The sequence below is a fragment of the Alteromonas gracilis genome, from assembly GCF_036870955.2.
GTDB lineage: Bacteria > Pseudomonadota > Gammaproteobacteria > Enterobacterales > Alteromonadaceae > Alteromonas > Alteromonas gracilis_A.
In genome coordinates, this window is sequence record NZ_CP145482.2 from 3,889,858 (window position 1) to 3,913,897 (window position 24,040).

Below are 24,040 nucleotides of genomic sequence, written 5' to 3' on the forward strand. Positions count from 1 at the left end.
CGATGCGCGTGTTCTTTACACAACTCTACGCCAGAACATGCTTGACAGTGCATTCTGGCGTTTCGTTATGAACTAAAAAGCTGTAGAACCTTCTTTAATGGCTGCTCTTTCTAGGGCACAAAGCAGACTGAATGTGACGAGCATGGTCGGCCAAATCAATACCTAAATCTGTGAGATAACCACCATCAGACTGGGTAATAAGCCCTTTAGCGTATAGCCTTGCTGCTGCATTTACCATTGATTGGCTGGCATCGTGATGAATTTTGAGCCCCTGAAGCAGGCTGTCTATTGGGAACTTAAGCAGTAAATTTAACTCGTCGAGCATGTCCTGATCGAATGTCGTCATGTAACCACCTTAGGCAAAGGGTTTATGAGAAGCGCTCAATTAGCAGCGCAAAAGTCGTGTTAGTCTTGTTTTAAGTTTCTTCCCCTATATCACACCCAATTGCCTGCGCTGTAAAGCGCAAATTTTCTCTGTAAAACGTTTAATCCGTTTTTCGTCTGTCTAACTGATCGGAGTTTGAAGCAAAATAGTATATTCTTGCCGTAATTAAACGACTGTAAATAAGCCAGCATAATGAAGTATAAAGACTTACGCGACTTTATTCGCCAACTAGAAGCAAAAGGTGAATTAGTTCGAATCAAGCAAGCCATAGATACCGATTTAGAGATGACGGAGATTGCTGATCGCACGTTACGCGCGGGCGGCCCAGCACTGTTATTTGAAAACCCCAAGAACCATGAGATGCCAGTTCTGGCTAACCTCTTCGGAACGCCTGAACGCGTTGCCATGGGCATGGGGCAAGACTCTGTTGAATCTCTTCGCGAAGTAGGCAAGTTGCTTGCCTACCTAAAAGAGCCTGAGCCCCCGAAAGGACTTAAGGATCTTTGGGAAAAGCTTCCAGTGTTCAAGCAAGTACTCAATATGCCAGCAAAGGTATTGAAGAAAGCCCCTTGCCAAGAAGTGGTGTTAACAGGTGATGACGTAGACCTATCCAAAATTCCTGTTCAGCGCTGTTGGCCTGGTGACGCCGCGCCTTTAGTAACATGGGGGCTTAGCGTAACCAAAGGTCCTCACAAGAAGCGTCAGAATTTGGGTATTTATCGCCAGCAAGTTATCGGCAAAAACAAGCTTATTATGCGCTGGTTGTCACATCGCGGTGGCGCGTTAGATTTTCGCGAGTGGTGTCAAACTCATCCGGGTGAACCCTATCCTGTATCAGTAGCACTTGGGGCAGACCCAGCCACTATTTTAGGCGCGGTAACGCCCGTACCCGATACGCTTTCGGAATACGCCTTCGCCGGACTATTGCGCGGCGACAAAACAGAAGTTGTTAAATCGATAAGTAACGATCTCCAAGTTCCCGCCAGTGCAGAAATTGTACTTGAAGGCTATATTGCACAAGATGAGACAGCGCCTGAAGGTCCCTATGGCGATCATACGGGTTATTACAACGAAGTTGATGACTTTCCGGTATTTACGGTAACGCACATTACCCATCGCAAAGACCCCATTTATCACTCAACCTATACCTAGCCGTCCACCTGACGAACCCGCTATTTTAGGGGTAGCGCTGAATGAAGTATTTGTGCCTATCTTACAAAAACAGTTCCCTGAGATTGTAGATTTTTATCTGCCGCCTGAAGGGTGTTCATACCGTATGGCCGTGGTAACAATGAAGAAGCAATACCCCGGCCATGCTAAACGGGTCATGATGGGCGTGTGGTCGTTTTTACGTCAGTTTATGTACACTAAATTTGTCATAGTGTGCGACGATGACGTGAACGCGCGTGACTGGAACGATGTCATTTGGGCGATTACTACACGTATGGACCCGGCGCGCGATACGGTAATGATAGAAAACACCCCTATTGATTATTTGGACTTCGCATCATGCGAGTGTCAGGGTTAGGCTCAAAAATGGGTATGGATGCAACCAATAAGATGCCTGGTGAGACAGATAGAGAATGGGGCGTCCCAATTGTCATGGATGAAGACGTGAAAAAACGGATTGATGATATCTGGGACGAACTTGGTATTATGTAGCCAACGTTAAAGAAAACGAACGACCAAAGGCGACACGCTAAACCCAAAAGGTAAGAAGAGAATACATGTCAGAAATTAAGTGTAAGGTTGCAAGCATTACGCCTTTAACCGATGTTGTACAGAAAGTTGAATTAACCCCTTCAGAAGCAATTAGCTTTAAAGCAGGTCAATACGCCATGATTGTCATGGGCGAAAAGGATATGCGCCCCTTTTCTATTGCAAATGCCGCTTTCGACAACGGCCGCATTGAGCTACATATTGGCGCCGAGCCTGGCAATAGCTACGCTGGTGATGTGCTTGCTCGCATGCGTGATGAAGGCGAAGTGTCAGTGGTAGTCGGCAATGGTGATGCGTATTTACAAAGTAACGGTTTGCCTATTGTATTAATTGCAGGCGGTACTGGTTTTTCTTATGCATATTCCATTTTGCAAGAGCACCTAAATAGTAGTGATAAAACCCCAATGACACTTTATTGGGGCGGTAAACACGCCGAAGATCTTTACTTAGCGGACGAATTAGCAACGCTTGCTCAAGCAAACGACCATTTCACCTTTGTACCTGTGGTTGAATTTGCAAAGGATGATTGGGCAGGTCATACGGGCTGGGTTCACCACGCAGTGATGGCAGACCATGCAAACTTCGAGAATGTTCAGGTTTATGTTGCAGGTCGTTTTGAAATGGCCAAGGTAGTTCGCGATGACTTCACACAACGCGGATTGAAAGCCGACAACCTGTTTGGCGATGCATTTGCCTTTATCTAAAACCTAGTGGCAGATACATAATCCATCGATGAAAAGCCAGGCGAATGCTGCGCTTTTTTGTTTTTAGCTGCGTTGTGCGACAACCAACCGATATGCGCGTTTACTCCAATTGTTCCTTTTTGCCGTATTGGTTATGGTGAAAAGATAAACACGTGGAGAATAAAATGATAAAAAAACACCCTCTTGCGACACTCTCGTCCAGTATTTTGCCCGCGGTATTTGCCGTCACTACCCTAACTTCCTTCTCAGCAACTGCTGATAGTGAACAGCAACAGGCTTTGTATGATATCGCCCAACAGGTGTCTGCTGACAACATCGAGAAAGACATCACGACGCTGGTTAATTTTGGCACTAGGCACACATTATCTGAAACCGAGTCAGACGAGTTTGGTATTGGCGCAGCACGTCGTTGGATTAAAGCTGAGTTTGAAAAAATCTCTGAACAATGCGGCGGTTGCTTAGAAGTCTATTTTCAATCAGACACCATCAGCGGTGAAAAACGCATTCCCAATCCCGTTGAAGTGGTCAGCGTTATTGCCGTTCAACGAGGTACAACTGACCCTGACCGCTACGTCATTATGTCGGGCGACATTGACTCGCGTGTGTCTGATGTCATGGACTTTACGTCAGACTCGCCTGGTGCTAATGACAATGCTTCAGGTTTGGCTGGTACGCTAGAAGCCGCACGAGTACTGTCTAAATACAAGTTCAACGGCAGTATTGTTTACGCCGCGCTTGTAGGTGAAGAGCAAGGTTTGTTTGGCGGTCGTATAATGGCTAACCAAGCGAAAGAAGACGGCTGGCGTATAAAAGCTGTTTTGAATAACGATATGATTGGCAATATCGAAGGTGTGAATGGTGTGATTAACAACACCACGGCACGTATCTTTGCCGAGGGGACACGCGTAACTGAGACCGCGGACGAGGCCAGATTGCGTCGTTTCACTGGCGGAGAAGTGGATTCGCCAAGTAGAAATTTAGCGCGCTATATTGACAAGATTGCCGACCAATACATCGAAAACCTAGACACCATGGTGATTTATCGCTTGGATCGCTTTGGTCGCGGTGGTCACCACCGTCCATTCAACGATTTAGGCTTTCCCGGTATTCGTATCATGGAGACCAACGAAAACTACACTCGCCAGCATCAAGACTTGCGCACAGAAGGTGACATTGTTTATGGCGACACGCTAGAAGGCGTGAACTTTGACTATGCGGCTAAATTGACGGGTTTAAATGCAGTATCATTAGCTGCAATGGCGTGGGCGCCTAACCCACCAGCTAATGTCAAGATTGCTAAGCGCCGTTCAGCCATCAACAAGCCTCAAATGGGATGCACTTGACGCTAAACAGAATCCGCAGCTAAAAGGCTACAAGATATATTGGCGCCATACCGACGCCCCACAGTGGGAGTTTAGCAAATACGTGGGCAATGTGACGCAGGCAACGCTAGAGAATGTAGTCATTGATAACTATTTCTTTGGTGTAGCAAGTGTCAATAACGACGGCGTTGAAAGCGTTGTGGTCTTTCCTGGCCCAGCGGGTAGCTTTGGCGAGTAGCGGTATCCTGTTCTGGCGATTGGATTAAACCGAATTAGTACATTACAGTGTACTAATTATGCCACTTGTATTGTGAGCGCAACTTTTGTTGCGCTCTATTAGCAACACCGCAGTACGGAGACAGTATCTTGCTAAACATATCAGTAATATCGATGCGACAAATAGTAACACGCGTAGGTAAGCAACTATCAGGTATGTTGTTCATGGCAATTTGCCTTTCTGGCGCCCTGCTCCCCAATATTGCGTTAAGTCAAAGTGTGTTGGGTGCTTCACCCTTTGAAACGTATGTCAGCGATAATGGTGAGCCCGCTAAACTTATGAAAATCGTAAATAGCGCATTTGAACAGGCGGAACTTGATGTTGAACTTCGTGTTATGCGCGATGCATTTTTGGGAAGTGCCGTTTTAATCGGTAAAGTTGACGGTAGATTTGCTTATATTCAACTGGGCGAAAACACCGATGAGTATGTACTGTCCAACATCTACTTACCCATTAATTTATACGCAGTCAGTAAGAAATTTGGTGTGGAAAACGTAATGCGTTTTGCCCACTTAAACGACAACCGTGTGGCAGTAGAAAACCGCTTCGCTAATACACCTGAGTTTCGTCTCTTAAAGAACATCAAGTGGTCTCGAAATCCGTCAACGTTCGATGCCTTTAAACAACTTGCAGACGACAGGGCTCCTTATCTTGTCACCACGAAGTTACTTGCCGAAGAGTTCAACCTTCTTCTAGAAAATGATAATGAAGAGCAACTCCACTTTTCTGGTAAGCCATTAATGACAACAGGGTTTCAAATAGCACTTCGAAAGAATGTACCCAATGCAAAAGCGACCATCGAAGCGTTTAATAAAGCCATCAGCGTAATGCAAAAACTTGGGCAATTTAATGAAATACTTAAAAAGCCTTGGCTGACAAAAGACGTTAATAATGACAACGTGGCCGACTTTATTGCAAGCAGCGCCGTCACGCGGACAAACCATACTCTTGAGCATGCTTATGCACTTGATAACTACGCTACGTCTAGCAAGAGTCTTTATGTTGTTAACGGTCAGTCATTTAACACGTTAGAAGACGCGCAAGAGGCATTGGAGGCAGCGAATGCCCAGGAAAACGCATCTCAGCCACAATCATCATTAGACGCAACCATATACAAACAATTAATCCGTAAATGGTAGGCACAGTGATGCTTAGGCGGGTGCATTCCCCTATTAGTCTGGTTTGTACATCTCAAGAATGGTTAATAACTCTTCGCCATCAATAGGTTTTGAAACATAGTTTGTAAACCCAGCTTTTAACGCTTTTACGCGGTCCGAAGTATATGCATAGGCCGTTAAAGCGACGGCATTCAACGACGCTATTTGAGGGATTTCACTGGCCCGTATTTTCATGACAAGCCCCAGCCCATCTAGTTCTGGCATACCAATATCAGACAGCACAAGGTCGAACGCTTCTGGCATATCGTTAATTTCTTTCCATGCCAGTAAACCGTTTTTAACCACATTCACTCTCGCACCATTAGATTCTAAAAAGAGTTTGATAAAATCACGGGCGTCCTGTTCATCTTCAGCAACCAGAATACGCAAACCATTTAGACGTCGAGACTCGGTTAAATCACTTATCTCCGCATTCTTAGTTTCTACAATATCTTCGTGAAGATTTAGCGGCGCGATAGGAAGTGAAACGAAAAATGTTGTGCCAGTGTTGGGGCCTTCACTTTCAACGTAAATTTCGCCGCCGTGCATTTCTACCAAGCTTTTCACAATAGAAAGCCCTAACCCCAAGCCGTGTCGATTATGCTCGTTTTTACCTTGATAAAAACGGTCAAATACATGGGATAACTGGTCGCGAGTCATACCTTTACCATTGTCCTTCACACGGAACAAATAGTTAGAGTGCTCACGGCGCCCTAGCACATGCACTGTGCCCCCTTTAGCCGTGAACTTAAGCGCATTGCTAAGCAAGTTATTGATCACCTGTTTGATGCGTAGACTATCGCCAAGAATTTGCGTGTGCTCATCATCACATGAAATAGTGAGCTGAATGTTTTTGCTTGCAAACCCAGCTTCGAAGGACTTAGCAACCTCTGCAATCGCATTGGCAACTTTCAGCGAATGCGTACTTAATTTCATCGTACCCGATATAATGCGTGACAAATCGAGGATGTCATTAATTAAGGCAGCCTGTGTGGATGCTGCGCGCTTAATAACACCGAGCGCATCTGTCATCCGGTCAACGTTTGTCACATCCATCAGGGCTAAATCGGTCCAGCCCACAATGGAATTAAGCGGCGAGCGTAATTCGTGAGAAATACTGGCCAAAAACTGATCTTTGGCCTTATCCAACTCTTCTAGTTTATTTATTTGCTTGTCGAGTGACGCTTTCAGGCTCAAGGCATAGGGAATAAACAGATGATCAAAGCCTTCAATAATAAGCTTATCGTCTTCGGTCCATTCCAACGACTCATCCGCCACACTTTGTAAGTACATATCAAAAGAATTACGAGGAGTCAGTGACTTACCGACATCTTTTGTTGCAGCCTCTTTTCCCGCCCAGCGAATGGTTTTGTCTCGTTGCTCTCTAAACCATACCGTGTAGTACCCCAACTTAGATGACACACATGAAATGTACATGCCGCGAATACCGTTTAATTCATTGGACTCCGTGACCTCATCACCCAGGCGATTTATAGCAATTGACTGCTCTGACTTAGCAATAGCAAACTTTTCTAACAGAGTCTCTAACGTTGACTCTGACGGTGTTTTACCCGTCAAGTAATTATAGGTTGGCGTAACAACAGCCATACCGCAAGATTCAGCGACCTCTAATAGCTGCTTCTCTTTCTGAACAATCGCTTCAAGAGGATTTGCAAACGTCGTTAATTGATGCACGATGGTATTTAGCATACGTTGGCGTGTCTGGAAATTCTCTTTCTTCTCGTGTAAGGCTTTGGTATGCAGTTGCCACGCATACAGATGCCCAAGAGATTCACACACCAAGCGCTTTTTCTGGTCGATATAGAGAGGTTGGCTATTATGACACGCCAATAGTCCCCAGAGCTTCCCTTCAAAAACAAGAGAAACCGAAAACGAAGAACGTATTCCCATATTCTTAAGGTACTGAATATGAAGAGGTGACACACAGCGCACCATAGACATAGAGAGGTCGAGAGGCGGTCTCTCGCTATCATCTAGTTTTGGGAGCAGACCGATTGGCCGTTCTTCCACATCATAAACACAGCGCACTCTATTTCTTAAATATAACTCACGCGCTTGCTTGGGAATATCTGACGCGGGAAACTTTAAGCCTTTGAACGAGCGTGACTCCTCGCGGGTAGCTTCACCGATAACTTCGCCACTGTACGTTTTATCAAACCGATAAACCATCACAGAGTCAAAACCAATATACGATTTAAATACTGAGGCTATCGCATCGGCTACATCATTAATTGACTCGCAATCTTCAACATCAGGCAATAGAGAGCGGATATCAACATCCATGGGTACCCATTGCTTTGCCGCTTCATAGCTTAACTGCGGCGTGGGCTCTAACTCGATAACTAGCAGGCCATTAGAGTCAAACGCGACACCACTGCCTTCTTTATCCCAGTCCTTGATATGGAGTGCGTCTTCTGCGAATTTCCATTGATATGCGCGGCGCGAATTGGTCCGTTTTAGTGCTTGGTAAATAGTTTGAAAGGTATGGGCATCTGGCGTGGGTATATCAATAAGCTCGGTGATAAGGGTTTTACCAGGAACGATATTGACGTTGAATAGCTCGTTGATGTTTTCACTGACAACCTGAACTTTTTTGTCGTTAGGATTAATTGCAATAACATAGCCAAAGCTTTGCACGCTTTCTATCAAATGTATGGCTTCATCTTCGCAATTTTGCAGCGTAACTTTTCTTTCGTTGCCCATTATATTGCCCACCATCGTGCCTTGTCATTTTCGCGCACCTGTGATGAATCTTAGTTAGGCGCTTGGTTTTATTAACCATATCAAAAGTTTGAATGAGTTTTATTCTACGCTTTTTATTCCTATTGTCGAACATCGTATGCGTTGTACTTTAGACTAAAAGGCGCTAATTGATTTTAAAGAAATACAGGGGCTGACCAGCAGAAGTGTGATGACGCCTTTAAGCACTGTGCAGAAAAGCACAGTGCACAAATGTGTTCATCAAAAGTAAAAAAGAAACCTAAGAACGTATTACTGCTAAAAACCGACAACGAGATGCAGTTGCGCAAAGAACGTTTTACGCGAAATGCTTTATAAGTTCGTCCCGCGGATACTGCGCGTCATAGCCGTTAGCTTTTAGCCAATTAACGGCACTTTCAAGCTCATCGAAATGGCAAAGAACGAAGCGATTCTGATCTGATACGAGCATTTTATTTAGCTGGTATTCCTTTAACATATTGCGACTGTAGACATGAGCAGCAAACGCCAGGTTATTGTTGTTACACCACTTCACTAACCCCTGAATAATGGGTTCTATCTCGGGTGTACCCAATATCCAGCTGTCGAGATAAACAATATGGGCCCATGGCGCGTGAGCGATCATAGAGGCTTGTTTGATAAATTCAGAGCTGTATTGTGACGCCACTGTACCACTCCAAATACCACTGAGGCTGGCATTTAGCACATCATCGGTTCGCCATAATTCAAAGCTACCTTTTTCTTTCATCGCTAAATGCCCTTTTTTTCTTCCGTCATTTCAGTATAGGTGATGATGAAGACAATATTAGCAATTCGCATATATTTCAGCCCCAATATGTGTCAAATTTAATCTACCGTTTTTCTCGCCACACCAACGAATTGTGGTTGAGCTGATGTAAATCCGCTTCTCCTTTGGCAATAGACTCACTAAGTTGCACCGCCTCATAGGCTTGTTCATAACTTAAGTTTTTATATGCGGGCTTGTTAATATGGTTATACCAAACGCCGTTACATATGTTGTCTAACACAATACGTTGAAAGCAATGGTCGTTTACAACAGGCCATTGCGTAGAGGGTTTACGAGCAAGTTCAGGTAGTACGCTTTTGGTTAGGTATAAATACTGATCGATAAGCAAAGCATGTTGTTCAGACATAGTGGTAAATGAAAAATACTAAAGACAGTGATGTTTACTTAGAAGACATTGAATTCGATCCATGTTACGCAAAATAGATAAAACATCTATTCCCCCTGTCCAGCGACATGGCGTGTAAATACGTGACGTATATTCTGGTTCAACGAGTTAGACATCGGTATCAATTATTTTACGTCAAAACGCTTTGGTTTAGCTAACAAGGGGAAAGGTTTATGTGTGATGAAACGACAGAACAGGATATACAGCGCAACCTAGAAAAAGATGGGTTATGTCGACGAGACTTTAACAAGTTACTTGCACTTGGCGCCCTAGGCCTAAGCTTCCCACAGTTTGCACTAGCTAGTGACAACATTGAAGCCAGTGATGTGCTTATAGACACCCCTGCGGGAAAAGCTGACGCGTATTTTGTGAGGCCGAGCCAAGGTCAACACCCGGCCGTGCTTATGTGGCCAGATATTAAAGGCCTAAGACCCGCCTTTAAACAAATGGCAAGACGGCTAGCCAACAGCGGTTATTCGGTACTGGTAGTTAACCCCTTCTACCGTGACGTTAAGGGATTGGCGCTGCCAGACGGTGTCAGCTTTCCATCAAAAGAAGCATGGGGAATTTTAGGAGGCTATAGAAAGCACTTAACCAATGACGCCGTGGTTGACGATGCAAAAGCGTTTTTCACCTTTCTAGATAGCCAACCTAGTGTTGATAAAAGAAAAGGCGGTGCAGCAATGGGCTATTGTATGAGCGGCTCTTTTGTTATGCGCGCAGCAGCGGCGATGCCCGGAAGGCTTAAAGCCATTGCTAGTTTTCACGGTGGTGGCCTGGCAAGCGCGGCTGAAGATAGCCCACACCTCACAGTAGCTAATTCAAGCGCTGCAGCATTACATGCTATTGCTGAAAATGATGATGCGAAAGTGCCAGAAATGAAGACACTCCTAAAAGCGGCATACCGTGACGCCAATATTCCAGCAGAAGTAGAGGTGTACGAGGATACGCTGCACGGCTGGTGCCCACCTGACTCTCGAGCCTACAACGAAAAGCAAGCAGACCACGCATGGAACCGCACGCTTTCACTATTTGAAAAGCACCTTTCATAACGAAAGCCCGATTGAACAGCGTCACTCTTTTGTCGCGCTGTCCTTTTATGGCGCTGTCGGCAAGCTCAACCAGTTGAATTAGCTGCAAAAAATGCCTGAACCAGCCCCGAATAAAGCGTGTTAATATCTGGCAGTGAGGCAACGTGTTGGGCAATAGTAGTATGCGCAGAACCACGAATATCCTGATCATACCCATGAAGTCGATTAATTAAATTGACCTAAGCCTTACCACGTTTTGCATATCGCCAGACATTAAAATGCACGCTTGGGCTAACACCAACCTTCGATTTTTGCGTACTGTTAAAACACGCTGGGCAGTTCCCACAATCTTTTGCCCGTCAACATTGAGGTTATAGTCGCCATCGCAGAACGAATGTGCAGTTGCATGGGGTTGTACGTTTATCCCCAACGATTCAAAAAACAGCGTCAGTGCATGGCACAAGCACTCGTAGGCTTGTTTAACAGAATAGGCACTATATTCTGGCCAAAGATAAAAGTGTGAAACGTTCAGCATGCCCGCTGTTTGGGGAACGGGCGCACCGCCAGAGCGGCGTGATAGCACTGACCATCCATCATCAGATAATGCTTTGACTACGTCTTGCGTTGCCTGCCATTTTCGTCCAGACGGCAGTACCAGAGTATTCTCGCTACATCGATAAATTTGTAAAGCTTGGTCTAAGTGCGACGCACGAATATCTTCAATAATTTGCGCTTCTTTTTCCCACATCTTTGGATATTGGGTATCAGCGTAACGAAAAATTTTAACTTTTGAATTTGCCAACGTCTTTAACTACCACCAAATAAAAATTGTGTTGAAATAACATCATGTTTATTAAACACAAGCCTATCCAAAGACCATAACACACTATGACTTGCGTTATGTCAGTCAGCACTTAAGTCGCGCAAAAAAATCCGTCATCATTTCATTATTTGGATAAAAACATCGGTCAACTTTTCAGTTGACAAAAATAGACGAGATCCACTTTAATAGTAGTAGTACAAACTACTATTAAATTAAACATGAATGAACAAGTCACCGAACAGTTACAAACGTTAGGTTTTACACAACTTGAAAGTGAGATCTACCTTCACCTTCTCAAGAACGGCATATGTACCTAGCTATTCTATTGGTAAGGGTATAAATAAACCTGTTGCCAATGTGTATAAAGCGCTCGATAGCCTTGGGCAAAAAGGCGGTGTTGTAAGTGCATCTAGCAAAAACAAAAAATTTGGCGCTGTTGATTGGAGAACACTGCTAGAAAACCATAAAAAGCGCTTCGACAATACGTTAGAGCAATTAAGCGAGCAGCTTGAGTCGATTGTGCAGCCTGACATTGATGAGCAGATTTATCAGGTTAATAACTGTGGTCAGGTTATTGAGACAGCAATTAGAATGATAAATGAAGCACAGAGTATGGTGCTTGCAGATATAGAGCCCGATGCACTCCCACTGCTCTCAAGCGCGCTAGTCCAAGCCGCAGAGCGAGGCGTTGAAGTAAGGGTTAAGCTTTACCAAGATGAAACGCTTCCAGGAGTAACAACCGTGTTACGCCGTCACGGCAGTCCAATACATGAAAAAGCTGATGATGTAGCATTCAGTGCGTCTTGCGATGGTTCGCAGTTTATCATTGCTATGTTATCAAAAGACAAGCGGCGCGTTATTCAAGCATTTCAAAGCCAAAGTGTGCTTATGAGCATGACTATGCATACACAAATCCTTTACGGCCAGTTACTTACAGACCTCAAGGACTATGTGAATAATGACGAGTTAGAAAAAGCCAAGACTGTGCTAGCAGAGACTGAGCATCTTCACCCCCTTAGTGCCGAAAATACCGTGTTTCAGCGCTACAAGGCTCGATACAACATTTGATATCTACACGACACTTCTAGTAAAAGGACCCCAGACTGTGAAAAAAACCGTATTTTATGTAGCACTGTTAACGACATGGATATCAGGATCTGTTTTGGCTAACCCATTTGATAAAGTGGATGATTACGTTCGCAAAAACAAAGAGATAATCCAGCTAAACTCTGGCACTGCAGTAGCCGTGATAAAGGGCGATAAAATAGTCTACGAAGGCTATTTTGGCTACGCAGATATACAGCAACAATCACCTGTAGATAAAAATACGGTGTTTTACATTGCGTCGATAACGAAAGCATTCTATGCACTGAATACGCTATTGCTGGAACATGACGGCAAAATAGATACGCAAAAGCGTTTGGCAGAGATGTTTCCTAGTATGGAGTTTCAGAAGGCATTACACAGTGATGACGTGACAATTACCGATTTATTGCGCCATACCAGCGGTATTGATAACTGGCCATTAGTGGCGCTGTTCCATTTCTGTGTTGATACCATTTTGCTGACGTCAGCAAAATGGTCTTCATAAAGCATATTCCACCCAACTATCATCATCTTTAGCCTGTTCCATTTGCCGGAACCACGCGATGTAATTATCCAGATAGGCAGTGCCAACACCGTTAAATTGCCTTAGCCACTGCTTCCAACGCATCATCCAGTTATTAAGCGTCTGTATATGATAGATCCCTTCAACAACCCGCTGATTATCCAAGGCTATTAGCCGTTTATGATCAAGTTCAAAGGGAAGATTTTTAACGATAGTCTGATAGGATAAATTACCATCAGTACACAAAACACTGTCAGGGGTTAGTACAGGCGCTAAAGAGCGCTCTAGTTCTTCTCGGGTGTTTCTGTTTAATACACAGTGGGTAACTGATCCATTGCGGTCTAGCGCCAGCATGATAGGAACTTTGGGGATCTCTTTACCCTTCGAACCTCGCTTTCTGGACGGCCTATCAAGCTTCCTTCGCCCTTTGAACGATTCATTAATAAAGGTCTCATCAGCTTCAATAATACCGTGCAGCTCAGAGGGCTTGTTACGCCTTGGCTGAGAGAGAAGTTGGTGACGCCACCGCCAAGCAGTTTTAATGTTTACGCCCAGCTCTTTTGCTGCCTCCCTGAGCTTCATGGTAAGCCACATTCCCTCAGAGTATTGATGCCATTTATCCCGAATTCTCATACCGGACAACGGTGTGCCACTGAGTGAATTGAAAGTTCGGTGACATGACTTGCAATAGTAGCGTTGTTGTCCACGAGACGTTGTGCCGTATTTGGTGAAGTGCTGACCTCCACAGTGAGCACATTCAGAAACACTTTCCTCATGTACCGCAATGGCTTTACCGACATGATCTGCTGAGATCCTGTCATCAACACACTTTCTCAGACGCTTTAACTGCACAAAGCTAAGTGTTCCCAAAGAGGCTTGTAAGGTGTTAAATTGAGCGTTGTTCAAGGCCGACTCCATCCTCCTGATATTGTTGGAAGTATAGCTCACCAACACAGAAATGGAACAGCGCCCCATTAGTACAGGTTACGGCATACACCGGGCAGCATGATAACGACTTAATCTCAAAAGTCATTCAAGACTCTTACCCTAACCCAAACGCACCGCTTGGAACGTTTGAATATACCAATGTGGGGTACAATATTTTAAGTCATTGGATGGATAATACCTTTGAAGAAAAGTGGCAAACACAGCTCGCTACAAATATTTTTGCACCTCTGAATATGAACCACACCTCGTCTTACATTAGTGATGCAACGAGTAATAACTGGCAGCTAGCACGAGGTTATTCCGTTAAGTCTCCCACCCCCAACGAGCCAGTTTATTTAACCAAAACCGACAGCAGTATGCAGTCTGCTTAGCGGAATGATTACCACAGCGAACGATATGGCTAACTTTATCCGGATGCAGCTAAACAAAGGGAAAGTTGACGGAGTGCAAATATTCCCCGAAGACGTAATTACCAAGTCCCATCAATCATTGGTAAAACACAGCATGTTTGGTTTTGAGCAGGAATATGGGTGGGGTTGGTTTATACGTGATGTTTTTGGCCAACGTTTATTAGAGCACCGAGGAGGCTATGCAGGCGCAAGTACCTATGTGTCGTTTATGCCAGAACAGAAAATAGGGCTTGTGGTATTGAGCAATCAAGACAAATGGGGCGGAGATCTAGCGTACGCGCTAGAGGAACTTGTATATGCAATAGCGCTAGACAAATCGGAAGATGAGATTAACGACATTATTGATAAATATGAATCTTACGCCACGGAATCTGCCAAAAAATTCTACGAAAACAAAAGTAACCTTGCTCCTGTTAGCTTAGCTACGTTAGACGAGCAGTATGTGGGTCTGTTTGTCCACGACACTCTGGGGAAAATAGAAGTCAGCCAACAGAAAGACGGTAGTTTTCATCTTAAGTGGGGTAACTTAGAGAGCGCGTTGCTCAAAGGAAGCGCGCCTCATACACTCAACGTAGAATTTGTACCTAGCAACATTGAAGAAATTGTTTTCTCATATGCAACAAACCAAAGACGTTATCTACAATATCGAGATTATTGGTTTACAAAATCTAAGTAGCGTTGAAGAGAGCGGAGAAACCCACTTCGCTCTACCTAGTTAGTTAATTAGTAGTGTTTACGTGGTTCACGACTAATAAACGCATGAATGCCATGCTAGAGTGATAAAAATTGAATTCATTTAAGGAAAAAGCAACCATGAAAACACGCGCTGCCATTCTATTCGTGGTGGGCATATCACTAAGTGCCCAAGCCAACGCTGAAGGATTTCTCGACTCACTAAAAGACTTCTTTGGTCTTGGCGATTCAAAAGCTGAAATGGTTGAACAGCCAACTGTGGATGGCTTGCTATCGGCGTTAACCGATAACTTAGACGTTAACAGCGACCAAGCAAAGGGCGGGCTGGCGTCATTGCTTAACTATGCAAAAAACAACGTCAATGCTGAAAAATTTGCCGCACTTAAACAACAAATGCCAGGTATAGACTCTTTAATGGGTGATTTGCCTGATATCAGCAATATGAAACAAGAAGGGCTTGGTGGCCTGCTTGATAAAGCATCTGAATACAGCGAATCGTTGAAAGCAGTCAACGACCTGAAAAAGCAATTTCAGGCCATTGGTTTAGAGCCACAGATGATAATGAACTATATCGAGCAAGCTAGTGCTTATCTAGATACTGAAGAAGGTAAACAAGCCAAACAAATGCTTATGGACGCTTTTTCATCTATCAATTTATAGTGTGAATAGAGCTCACATAAGTGAGCTCTTACTATTTAATCTAACTTATCCAGACCGTTTAGGCCCTGCTCCTGTAGCGTTTTATTTAGTGGCGCTATGTCTTCGTCAAAAAGCACAGACAAGTCTTTCTTGTATTGCTGCCATGTTTCATCGAGATCTTCCAAGCGCTTCAGTGCACCAGACTGAATAGGTGCGCCAGTACGGTCAAAGTTGTCGAGCAAAAAACGTATCTGACGGTCGAGCATGTTAGGCCAGTTAATATCGTCTTCGAAAGTTTGGAATTTAGGCTGAGTAACCAGTGACTCCCAGCCATCAATGGCCTTAACAATTCGCTCTATTGATGCAGACACATCGTTGGCCAACGCCGCATTTGCGTTGCTAACGTCATTAAGTTTTTCACGCACATTTCTTGCTTTTTGCAAATGAGTAAACAGTTCGTTCAATAGCGTTGTGCTTGCTTGAATACTTTGTTCAACCAAGTATAGCTGGTCAGTTCCAGATTCTTCACGCGGGTCGGGAAGCACTTTAAACGCACGAGTATGGCTATTACCTGCTACTGTTAGCGTAGCTTTATAGTCACCTGGCATCACTCTTGCGCCATTCCACCCACCGAAAAGCTTCACATTGTCGATACAGTTAAGCGGGGCGCGGCGAAGATCCCAGACAAACTCGTTGTAACCTGCTTTGGTAGAAGGGCGATTGAATTTCACCGGGCTACGCGCATCTTCGTTACCTTTAGCACATTTTTCAAAAGTTGTAGTGTTGGAACTGAGCTCTCGTACAAATTTACCATCGCTATCAGTAATCGTAATGGTAAGCACTTGGTCCTCTTCTAACTTTTCATTAAGTACATACCTAAAGGTTGCCCCTCTTGCAGGATTTTTTGCCTGTGGCATACCACTGCCACCGCCGCTAGCAATAAGTCTTGTGCCATCGATAGGGGCATACTGAAACAGCATTTCATCTTCGATAGATGTGTTTGCCTCATGCAGTGGTGCCAAGTCGTCTAAAACCCAGAACCCTCTGCCTTGGGTTGCCACTACTAACGTGGTGCCTTTTACTTGCATGTCGGTAATCGCCACTGGCGGCAAGTTCAAATCTAAGGACTGCCAGTTATCGCCGTCATCAAAGCTCACAAACATGCCGCTTTCTGTACCAGCATAAAGTAAGCCTTCACGTTCTGCGTCTTCACGCACTACCCTTACAAACGCGTCGTCAGGCAAGCCTTTATCGATTCGCTTCCAGCGTTTGCCGTAGTTTTCGGTTTTATAAATGTAGGGAGCATAATCGTTGAGTTTGTAGCCTGTTACCGCAACATACGCCTTACCGGCTTTGTGTGGGCTTAAGTCTATCGCATTTACCTGCGCTTCTTTCTTATGAGGCGTAATGTCTTGCCATGTTTCCCCTTCATTACGCGTAATATGAAGCTTGCCATCGTCAGCGCCAATCCAAATTTCCCCCGCATTTTGCGCAGACTCCGCTATGTAAAAAATAGTGTTGTAGTATTCTGCACCAGCTTGCTCGTTAGTAATTGGACCGCCGTTCAAACCTTGTTTCTCAGGGTCGTTTCGGGTGAGATCAGGGCTTATTTCTTGCCAGTTTACGCCTCGGTCAGTGGTTTTAAGCAACATTTGTGTTCCGTAATACACGGTATTCTTATTGTGCTTTGAAACAAGCACAGGCGCATTCCAGTTAGTGCGATATTTTTGATCTCGTGCATTTCGTCCAAATACATATTCCGGATAAGGCATGATTGGGCGAGTTCTGTTTGTACTTCGCGTGTATTCCGTTAGCGTCGCATTAATGGTGGTGGCGTAAATTAGCTCTGGGTTATCTGCATCAAATGCAATATGTGCGCTTTCCCCTCCCCCCACAGCAAATTGGTCTTCAAACCCTATACCACTGTCCCACGTAGCTGAAGGGATCGCCAGCGTCGTATTATCCTGCTGCCCTCCGTAGACATAAAACGGCTCAAGATTATCAGTTATCACACGGTAGAATTGTGCTGTAGGTTGATTGTAAATACTCGACCATGATTTACCGCCATCAAAAGTAACGGTTGCGCCGCCGTCATTCGCATTTATCATGTTTAAGCTATCACGTGGGTTTATCCATAAATCATGAGTATCGCCATGCGGTAGTTTCTTAATTTCAAACGTTTTGCCGCCGTCGATTGACTTGTGCAGCTGTACGTTCATTACATACACCGTATTCTCATCATTAGGGTCGGCTTTAATATGGTTGTAGTACCACGCTCGCGCTTTGAGAATGTTGTCACCGTTTAATTGCGTCCAAGATTTTCCTGCATCATCACTTCGATAGAGTCCTCCTTCTTCGGCTTCAATAATGGCATAGACCCTTTTGGGGTTGGCTGCTGATACATCTATTCCTACTTTGCCGATTAGTTTGGGCAAGCCCTTTTCTAATTTTTTCCATGTATCACCGCCGTCTTTTGATTTATAGATACCGCCGCCGTTGCCGCCTGACTTGATAAACCATGGGGTACGACCGTGGTGCCACATGCTGGCATATAAAATTCGAGGGTTGCTTGGGTCTATTGTAAGGTCGGCAGCCCCAGTATCACCGTTCACCTTTAAAACATGACTCCACGTTTTACCGCCATCTGTTGTTTTAAAAACACCACGATTTTCATTGGGCGCCCAAATATTGCCTTGTACTGCTGCCCATGCGATATCAGGGTTAGTTGGGTGAATTCGAATTTTAGGAATTTGGCCGCGTGTGTCTAAACCAACCAGCGTCCACGTTTCGCCTGCATCGGTAGATTTATATACCCCTTTACCATGGCTGGTCGTGACACCGCGAATAGGGCCTTCATAGGTTCCGACATAAATGACGTTAGGATCTGACGGGGCCACTGCAATTGAACCAATGCTACCAACGGCAAAGTCTTTGTCGGAAATCGCTTTCCATGACATTCCAGCGTTATTTGATTTCCAAACACCACCGCCAGCCGTTCCCATGTAGTAAAGTTGCGAATCGCCTTCAACGCCGGTTACTGCGACTGACCTTCCTCCTCGATAAGGGCCAATAAAACGGTATTTCATACCATCGAAAAGTGAGGGAGTAATGGTATCTTCTAGTGAATAGGCAGCCCCTTGATTTCCTAGGAACAGGATGGCACTTACTAACGCCATAGTAACGTTGCGTTTAATGCAAAACATATAAAGCCTTTATCTGGGAACAGTCGTCAACGACGAACGATTAAAAGGATAGAGTTGTTTACGATAAAAGCAGAATGCAAAATACCTGTCAATTAAAGTTAATTGAGCAGATATTGTTTTAATTGGCGATAACTCAATAAGATAACTAACAACGGCTCGCTTTAAATTAAAAATAATTCGCGAGTGAACCTGAAAGAGTCCATTTTCCACGTTATAATAACATTTGTTTAATATACGATGATGAGCGTTACCTTCCCATCGATCAGTACGCTCAATATGATAAATAATAATAAATAATTAGCAGCACGTTACATCGGACGTTTAAGTGCTTGAGAGTGTTAACAATGCATTTAAGAAGTCTGTTGCTTTGTTTGATTTTTGCTGTACTTTCGCTACCTGTATCAGGCATTGAGCGCAAACAAGCCATCATCGATTTATCGCAGCAAAAATCACTTACTGCGGGCGAATACGCCAATTTTTTCCAAGAATCATCTGCTCCCTTAACGTTAGAGCAAGCTATTGAACGTTTTGATACGTCGCCTCTGAATATGGGAAGCGGTCAGTCTTTGTCGCTGGGCATAAGTGTGTCGCCAGTATGGCTTAAAGTACGTTTGTTACTTCCCGAGAACGAAGATCCTCTCTATCGCTTTAGTGTAGAAACCCCGTGGCTGGACTACATAGATGCATGGCTTGTCCACAACGGAAAAATTATTAAGCAAGTGCGCGGTGGCGATGCGCTAGCGTATTCAGACAGACCGATGCAATATCGTTACTTTGCCTTTGAGTCTCCATTACCCGAGGGTGAAACAATGCTTTATATGCGTGTTGAAACCATTGGTCCCATGGCAATTCCTTTGTATATTTCTGAGGCAAAACTTGCTACACAACGTGATGTTTCAAGCGGTTATCAATACGGCTTTTTGTACGGCATTATGGTTGCACTTGCCGTATACAACCTTATTATTTATTCCAGTATTCGTCATAAAGAATATGGCCTTTACGCTTTGTATTTACTTGGTTTTGTAGCCAATAGTCTATCTTACACTGGGCAATTACACACGTGGATCACACCCGACTGGGGCCCATATTTCCAAGACTGGATGGATATATTTTTGATGATCACGTATTCCATTGCAGGCCTACATTTTGCGCGCGTGCTTTTGAATACGCGTTTCTACGCTCCTCTTTTAGATAAAGTGACAACGGCCGTTACTGTAGTGATCCCTATCGGCATGATTATTAGCGCTACGTTTAATCAATTGACCATTGCTCTTTTACTTGCCTTCATCCTCAATAGTAGCTTTGCCATATTGTTTATCGTATTGGGACAGCAAGCATTGAAACACAATGTACCTGCTGCCAGGCTATTCTTAATTTGTTCGGTCACCGCCGCTACCTGTATTTGTATATCCACAGCAGCCGTATGGGGTTTGGTGCCATATAACGACTTTACGTTTAAGCTCATCGAACTTGGTGTAGCATTTGAAGCCATCTTCTTAGCCTTTTTATTAGCACAGCGTTTTAGGTTGGCAGAAATAGAAAAGCAACTTGCCGTGCGAAGTGCACGCCAAGACGCACTGACTGGATTGAACAACCGAACCGGCTTTGAGCATTTAGTTCACCCGATTTGGCATCAACACGTTCGTAGAAAGCGTGATATATCTTTGGTTCTTATCGACATAGATCACTTCAAAAAAATTAATGACCAATACGGACATGCTATTGGTGACGAAGTACTGCGTTGCGTAGCGGCACTGCTCGAGCACGGCAGCCGACGGGGTGACATTATCGCCAGATGGGGCGGTGAGGAGTTTTTGCTATTTCTTCCCGATACCAGTGAAGAACAAGCCAATCAGCATGCAGAACGACTGCGTATATTAATTGAAGATGCTGTCATTGATAGCGGTGAAGCCAACATACAGTTCACCGCTAGTTTCGGTGTCTGCGGTACAAAAGAAGGCCTGCTAGCTGACACTACGCTAACCGAAGACGTTTTAGAACACATGATAAACGTCGCTGACAAAGCGCTTTATGATGTAAAACAATCAGGAAGAAACAGCGTTCGCGTAGCAAATTGCTGAGATTAAACCATCACTAGTTGGTTGTTCTCCTGGAGCCCTCTATTCCCCCGACGCAAAATGCATGCTTTCCAATTATTCTTGGAATGGTTGTAGTGGGGTTCTGCTCCGACCAAGTTGTAAATGCGGACAAAGTGTTTTGAACAACAGGCCAATGGTCTCTAAACAGCAAGTGCAAAATAGGCAGCAATGTTTCTAGCACCGCATCATCATTAAGACGGCAGACATTATCTGTGTCTGTTTATAATCTGATAACAGAAAATACGTGGTGATGCCATTACGAGCAAGAAGAGAAAGCCCAACAATAATATTAAGTCATGTCATCTACGCGAGACTATTTTAGTTAGGTTCGCCACAACTTCGTTATGAGCGTATGATAACTCACAGATTGCAGGCTTTCTCATTTTTAATAAACTTAATAACTAACGTTTAGCGTATTGCATGGTTATGGGAATAACCTGCCCATCATGAGTAACTTCAATTTTCATGTCGTCAAAACTTGGGGCTTTACCAGTTTGAGGATTGTTACTTGAGCCCCAGCCATCCGTCGGCCAATAGTCTTTTCCTCGAGAAAACTTTCCGTCTTCATCAAGATCATGCCAGATGGATACTGCGTAGATACCTGGCTCGACATTCAATTCAACCGTCATATTTTCATTCTCCTGACTTCGCAAAATAGTTCCGCCAGCACCTTCGTCAGTTCGGAACTGGTTGGCATCTTGTACCGAGATATAAAGTGGCGCATGCCCCGTCTTTATGCCTTCAAGGTTAACCGCTAACGTCACGTATTCATTGGCAACGACATTAGTGGTAAAGAGACTACCGCAGGCTGCTGCGATTAATGTTAAGGATTTTGCTAATTTCATATCTATTCCTCTATCATTTGACAATAAACTAGTTTGCATTTCAAACTAGTTTATTATCAAATCACAATTAAGTTTGAAAAACAAACTAATTTTTGATAAAAATCTCATTAATACAAGCAATGCAGGAAATACGTATGCAACCAGAGACTAAGCAACAGTTGTTAGACGACTTGGATTTTGCCGCTAAGCTAGCGAGAGACGGAGCAAATACGCCGTTGCTAGGAGGCACTTATTTCATTATTTGGAGTGGTTTATTAGTCCCGACCTTGATATTGCATGGAGCGACTATTGATGGGTTTTTGCCTATATCTGCTAATTATGTAGGACTTATGTGGATGGCTTACGGCATCGTTGGTACTGTATTATCTACCATATACGGGTTCAAAGCTCGCACTAAAAAAGGTATTAATTCTTGGCTCAACCGCCTATCACGGACTGCAGGGATAACAGTCAGCGTGCTGATCTTTTCATTCGCTGTTGCCATGACCGTTTCTGTAGCAATGGGCAAGTTTGAAAAAGAGAGTTTTAATCTAATACTACCTTTTGCCTTCGCCTTGCAAACCTTTCACCTCACCATTCTTGGCCGCTTAAGTCAGAAAGCGTATTTAATATCAGCCTCCTATTTTGCCGCAATCAGTATGCTTGTTACCTTAATATTTAACGATCTAAATCTTATTTATTACTTTTCAGCTTTTAGCGTTCTGTTAACAATGACACTACCTGGTTTTTTAGAGATTCGTGACGAGACCAAAAATGACTGAATCGGCTAATAACAAAAGCCAATCGCCTGATAACCAGCAAGGCTCTATACAGGAGATTGATGAAGTAATTCATGGGCGACTTAGACTTGGCGTCATGGCTTACTTATCAACGGTAAATCCAGCGAGTTTTGCTGAGTTAATTGAGCGTACAGGAGCGACGAACGGAAACTTATCAACTCATTTAGGAAAGCTAGAATCCGTAAGCTATGTAGTTCAGGAAAAGGGTTACAAAGGCAAGCGCCCCCAAACGTTGGTCCATCTGACAGACGCTGGACGTATTGCATGGCTAGATTATCTAGAAGCAATGAAACAATTGTTAGGTTAAATCAGTAGCTAACTGCGACCGCTACTATTCTGCATACCTCCCAAGAACTACTCGGGAATCACAAGCATTAGGCTGAGCAAAGGGCTTGCCAAGTAAGTCGCCCAAGCATGCAAGACTATTCGGATAGTCCGCTAGAGTTTTCCCGCGCCAGCTGCGTAAGCTCGTCGACCAGCCTCTTTTTATAGCGTCGCTGCCGACGCCTGGCTTTTGCCGGGCTGGCTCGCCAATCCGAACGCTTATCCGCTACCACCTCATCAATATCGCTGGCCAGTTCTACACGCCTGGCGTCTTTCGGTGATGTACGTTTAGGCATCGTTTAGACTTTGGCCTCTTTAATTGATTAGCTTTCATGCCTTTACGTCAAACGACCGAGTTGTGGTTCAACAGATGCAAGTCAGCATAACCACTGATGACCGACTCACATAAATAAGCTCTAATGTGAATTGCACTGACAACTGTTTGGTCTGGTAATTAGATCTTGGCTTATATAAGGCTTACTAACGCAATGTAAATTACAAAACCAATTGCATACCACTGTCGTAAAAAAAGGTAACATTATTTGGAATAACCTCATGCTGACAAATCTTGCTCCGCAATCACGCCGCTTGGCCCTGCGCGAATTTACCGCCCCACTGGATTGGGCAGGCACAGCGTTATCACTACGCCAACTGTTGTCACTACCCAAAGGTGATCGCCGTCCGATTATTCTAGCGCACGGGTTTTTAACCGATAAATGGTCGATGCGTCCTTTGAGAAGCTTTCTGTGCCACCTTAATTATGATGCGGTCGATTGGAATTTGGGTCGCAACCTTGGCAACGTTGACGAGGATATTGTCGGGTTAGGCAAGCAGTCGCTGGAATTATGCAGACAGCAATCCGCGCTAGTTACATTAATTGGCTGGAGCTTAGGCGGGGTCATTTGCCGTGAAGTCGCAAGGCTTTTTCCTGACTGCGTCAAAGAGGTAATCACTTTGGGCACACCGATCAGCGGCGGCCCCAAGTATACGGGACCAGGCAGGCGTTATGCGAGATTAAAAAATATCGATCTGGATGCCTTTGAACTTCAGGTGTTGGAGCGTAACAAACAAGGCTTCGAACAGCCGATTACCGTTCTCTTTAGCCGACGCGATGGTGTGGTTGGCTGGTAAGCAGCCCTTG

At 44.3% G+C, this 24,040-nt stretch carries 20 protein-coding genes and 2 pseudogenes; 14 read left to right on the forward strand and 8 right to left on the reverse strand.

Annotation, left to right across the window (positions count from 1 at the left end):
* Positions 1-94: 94 nt before the first annotated feature.
* Entirely contained in the window at positions 95-346 is a 252-nt protein-coding gene (locus V6N89_RS18730) for a TIGR02647 family protein (protein WP_338518936.1), read from the reverse strand.
* Positions 347-577: 231 nt separating this feature from the next.
* Here V6N89_RS18730 and ubiD point away from each other — a divergent pair.
* The 4 genes and pseudogenes from ubiD to V6N89_RS18750 all read left to right on the forward strand — a co-directional run bounded on the left by ubiD (position 578) and on the right by V6N89_RS18750 (position 5,546).
* A pseudogene (ubiD, locus tag V6N89_RS18735) lies at positions 578-2,047 on the forward strand (4-hydroxy-3-polyprenylbenzoate decarboxylase).
* 65 nt (positions 2,048-2,112) lie between these two features.
* A complete protein-coding gene (gene fre, locus V6N89_RS18740; protein WP_346993090.1) occupies positions 2,113-2,808 on the forward strand; it encodes an NAD(P)H-flavin reductase in 696 nt (231 codons plus the stop codon).
* Positions 2,809-2,972: 164 nt separating this feature from the next.
* Positions 2,973-4,368 (forward strand): annotated as a pseudogene (locus tag V6N89_RS18745) (M28 family metallopeptidase).
* A 152-nt stretch (positions 4,369-4,520) separates the two neighbouring features.
* Complete coding sequence (locus V6N89_RS18750; RefSeq protein ID WP_346993091.1) at positions 4,521-5,546, forward strand: substrate-binding periplasmic protein; 1,026 nt, start codon at positions 4,521-4,523, stop codon at positions 5,544-5,546.
* Between the two features lie 33 nt (positions 5,547-5,579).
* On the opposite strand, the gene V6N89_RS18755 is transcribed toward V6N89_RS18750, so the two are convergent.
* From V6N89_RS18755 to V6N89_RS18765, 3 genes are all read right to left on the reverse strand, one after another.
* Positions 5,580-8,288, reverse strand: coding sequence for an ATP-binding protein (locus V6N89_RS18755; RefSeq protein WP_346993092.1), 2,709 nt, complete (start codon positions 8,286-8,288; stop codon positions 5,580-5,582).
* A 334-nt stretch (positions 8,289-8,622) separates the two neighbouring features.
* Entirely contained in the window at positions 8,623-9,051 is a 429-nt protein-coding gene (locus V6N89_RS18760) for a hypothetical protein (RefSeq protein WP_338518942.1), read from the reverse strand.
* Between the two features lie 103 nt (positions 9,052-9,154).
* Complete coding sequence (locus V6N89_RS18765; RefSeq protein ID WP_338518943.1) at positions 9,155-9,457, reverse strand: hypothetical protein; 303 nt, start codon at positions 9,455-9,457, stop codon at positions 9,155-9,157.
* A gap of 212 nt (positions 9,458-9,669) precedes the next feature.
* Between V6N89_RS18765 and V6N89_RS18770 the strand changes: the two genes are divergently transcribed.
* On the forward strand, positions 9,670-10,548 hold the full coding sequence (locus V6N89_RS18770) for a dienelactone hydrolase family protein (protein WP_338518944.1): 879 nt from the start codon (positions 9,670-9,672) through the stop codon (positions 10,546-10,548).
* A 208-nt stretch (positions 10,549-10,756) separates the two neighbouring features.
* On the opposite strand, the gene V6N89_RS18775 is transcribed toward V6N89_RS18770, so the two are convergent.
* Positions 10,757-11,329, reverse strand: a complete 573-nt coding sequence (locus V6N89_RS18775; RefSeq protein WP_338518945.1) for a lipoyl protein ligase domain-containing protein — start codon at positions 11,327-11,329, stop codon at positions 10,757-10,759.
* 294 nt (positions 11,330-11,623) lie between these two features.
* On the opposite strand from V6N89_RS18775, the gene V6N89_RS18780 reads away from it, so the two are divergent.
* Both V6N89_RS18780 and V6N89_RS18785 read left to right on the forward strand, forming a co-directional pair.
* Positions 11,624-12,418, forward strand: coding sequence for a TrmB family transcriptional regulator sugar-binding domain-containing protein (locus tag V6N89_RS18780; RefSeq protein ID WP_338520171.1), 795 nt, complete (start codon positions 11,624-11,626; stop codon positions 12,416-12,418).
* Between the two features lie 37 nt (positions 12,419-12,455).
* Positions 12,456-12,941 carry a serine hydrolase domain-containing protein gene (locus V6N89_RS18785; protein ID WP_338518946.1) on the forward strand — a complete coding sequence of 162 codons (486 nt, stop codon included), beginning with the start codon at positions 12,456-12,458 and terminating at the stop codon, positions 12,939-12,941.
* Here the strand turns inward: V6N89_RS18785 and V6N89_RS18790 are convergent.
* Complete coding sequence (locus V6N89_RS18790; RefSeq protein ID WP_338518947.1) at positions 12,936-13,865, reverse strand: IS1595 family transposase; 930 nt, start codon at positions 13,863-13,865, stop codon at positions 12,936-12,938. The genes V6N89_RS18785 and V6N89_RS18790 overlap by 6 nt on opposite strands.
* 209 nt (positions 13,866-14,074) lie before the next feature.
* Here V6N89_RS18790 and V6N89_RS18795 point away from each other — a divergent pair, with 209 nt between their 5' ends.
* The 3 genes from V6N89_RS18795 to V6N89_RS18805 all read left to right on the forward strand — a co-directional run bounded on the left by V6N89_RS18795 (position 14,075) and on the right by V6N89_RS18805 (position 15,670).
* Complete coding sequence (locus V6N89_RS18795; RefSeq protein ID WP_346993093.1) at positions 14,075-14,278, forward strand: hypothetical protein; 204 nt, start codon at positions 14,075-14,077, stop codon at positions 14,276-14,278.
* Positions 14,279-14,303: 25 nt separating this feature from the next.
* On the forward strand, positions 14,304-14,993 hold the full coding sequence (locus V6N89_RS18800; RefSeq protein ID WP_346993094.1) for a serine hydrolase domain-containing protein: 690 nt from the start codon (positions 14,304-14,306) through the stop codon (positions 14,991-14,993).
* A gap of 137 nt (positions 14,994-15,130) precedes the next feature.
* Complete coding sequence (locus tag V6N89_RS18805; RefSeq protein WP_338518949.1) at positions 15,131-15,670, forward strand: DUF2780 domain-containing protein; 540 nt, start codon at positions 15,131-15,133, stop codon at positions 15,668-15,670.
* Between the two features lie 35 nt (positions 15,671-15,705).
* Here the strand turns inward: V6N89_RS18805 and V6N89_RS18810 are convergent, their stop codons facing one another.
* On the reverse strand, positions 15,706-18,852 hold the full coding sequence (locus V6N89_RS18810; protein WP_346993095.1) for a WD40/YVTN/BNR-like repeat-containing protein: 3,147 nt from the start codon (positions 18,850-18,852) through the stop codon (positions 15,706-15,708).
* Positions 18,853-19,196: 344 nt separating this feature from the next.
* Here V6N89_RS18810 and V6N89_RS18815 point away from each other — a divergent pair, with 344 nt between their 5' ends.
* On the forward strand, positions 19,197-20,933 hold the full coding sequence (locus tag V6N89_RS18815) for a sensor domain-containing diguanylate cyclase (RefSeq protein ID WP_338518951.1): 1,737 nt from the start codon (positions 19,197-19,199) through the stop codon (positions 20,931-20,933).
* A 419-nt stretch (positions 20,934-21,352) separates the two neighbouring features.
* Here V6N89_RS18815 and V6N89_RS18820 read toward each other — a convergent pair whose 3' ends face one another.
* Positions 21,353-21,796: a DUF2141 domain-containing protein gene (locus V6N89_RS18820; protein WP_338518952.1), complete on the reverse strand. Its 444-nt coding sequence runs from the start codon at positions 21,794-21,796 to the stop codon at positions 21,353-21,355.
* 134 nt (positions 21,797-21,930) lie between these two features.
* Between V6N89_RS18820 and V6N89_RS18825 the strand changes: the two genes are divergently transcribed.
* The 3 genes from V6N89_RS18825 to V6N89_RS18835 all read left to right on the forward strand — a co-directional run bounded on the left by V6N89_RS18825 (position 21,931) and on the right by V6N89_RS18835 (position 24,030).
* Positions 21,931-22,557 (forward strand): hypothetical protein, encoded by a 627-nt coding sequence (locus V6N89_RS18825; RefSeq protein ID WP_338518953.1) that lies wholly within the window; start codon positions 21,931-21,933, stop codon positions 22,555-22,557.
* Positions 22,550-22,882, forward strand: a complete 333-nt coding sequence (locus V6N89_RS18830) for a winged helix-turn-helix domain-containing protein (RefSeq protein WP_346993096.1) — start codon at positions 22,550-22,552, stop codon at positions 22,880-22,882. The genes V6N89_RS18825 and V6N89_RS18830 overlap by 8 nt, the downstream gene beginning before the upstream one ends.
* Positions 22,883-23,454: 572 nt before the next feature.
* Positions 23,455-24,030, forward strand: a complete 576-nt coding sequence (locus V6N89_RS18835; RefSeq protein WP_338518955.1) for an esterase/lipase family protein — start codon at positions 23,455-23,457, stop codon at positions 24,028-24,030.
* Positions 24,031-24,040: the final 10 nt, after the last annotated feature.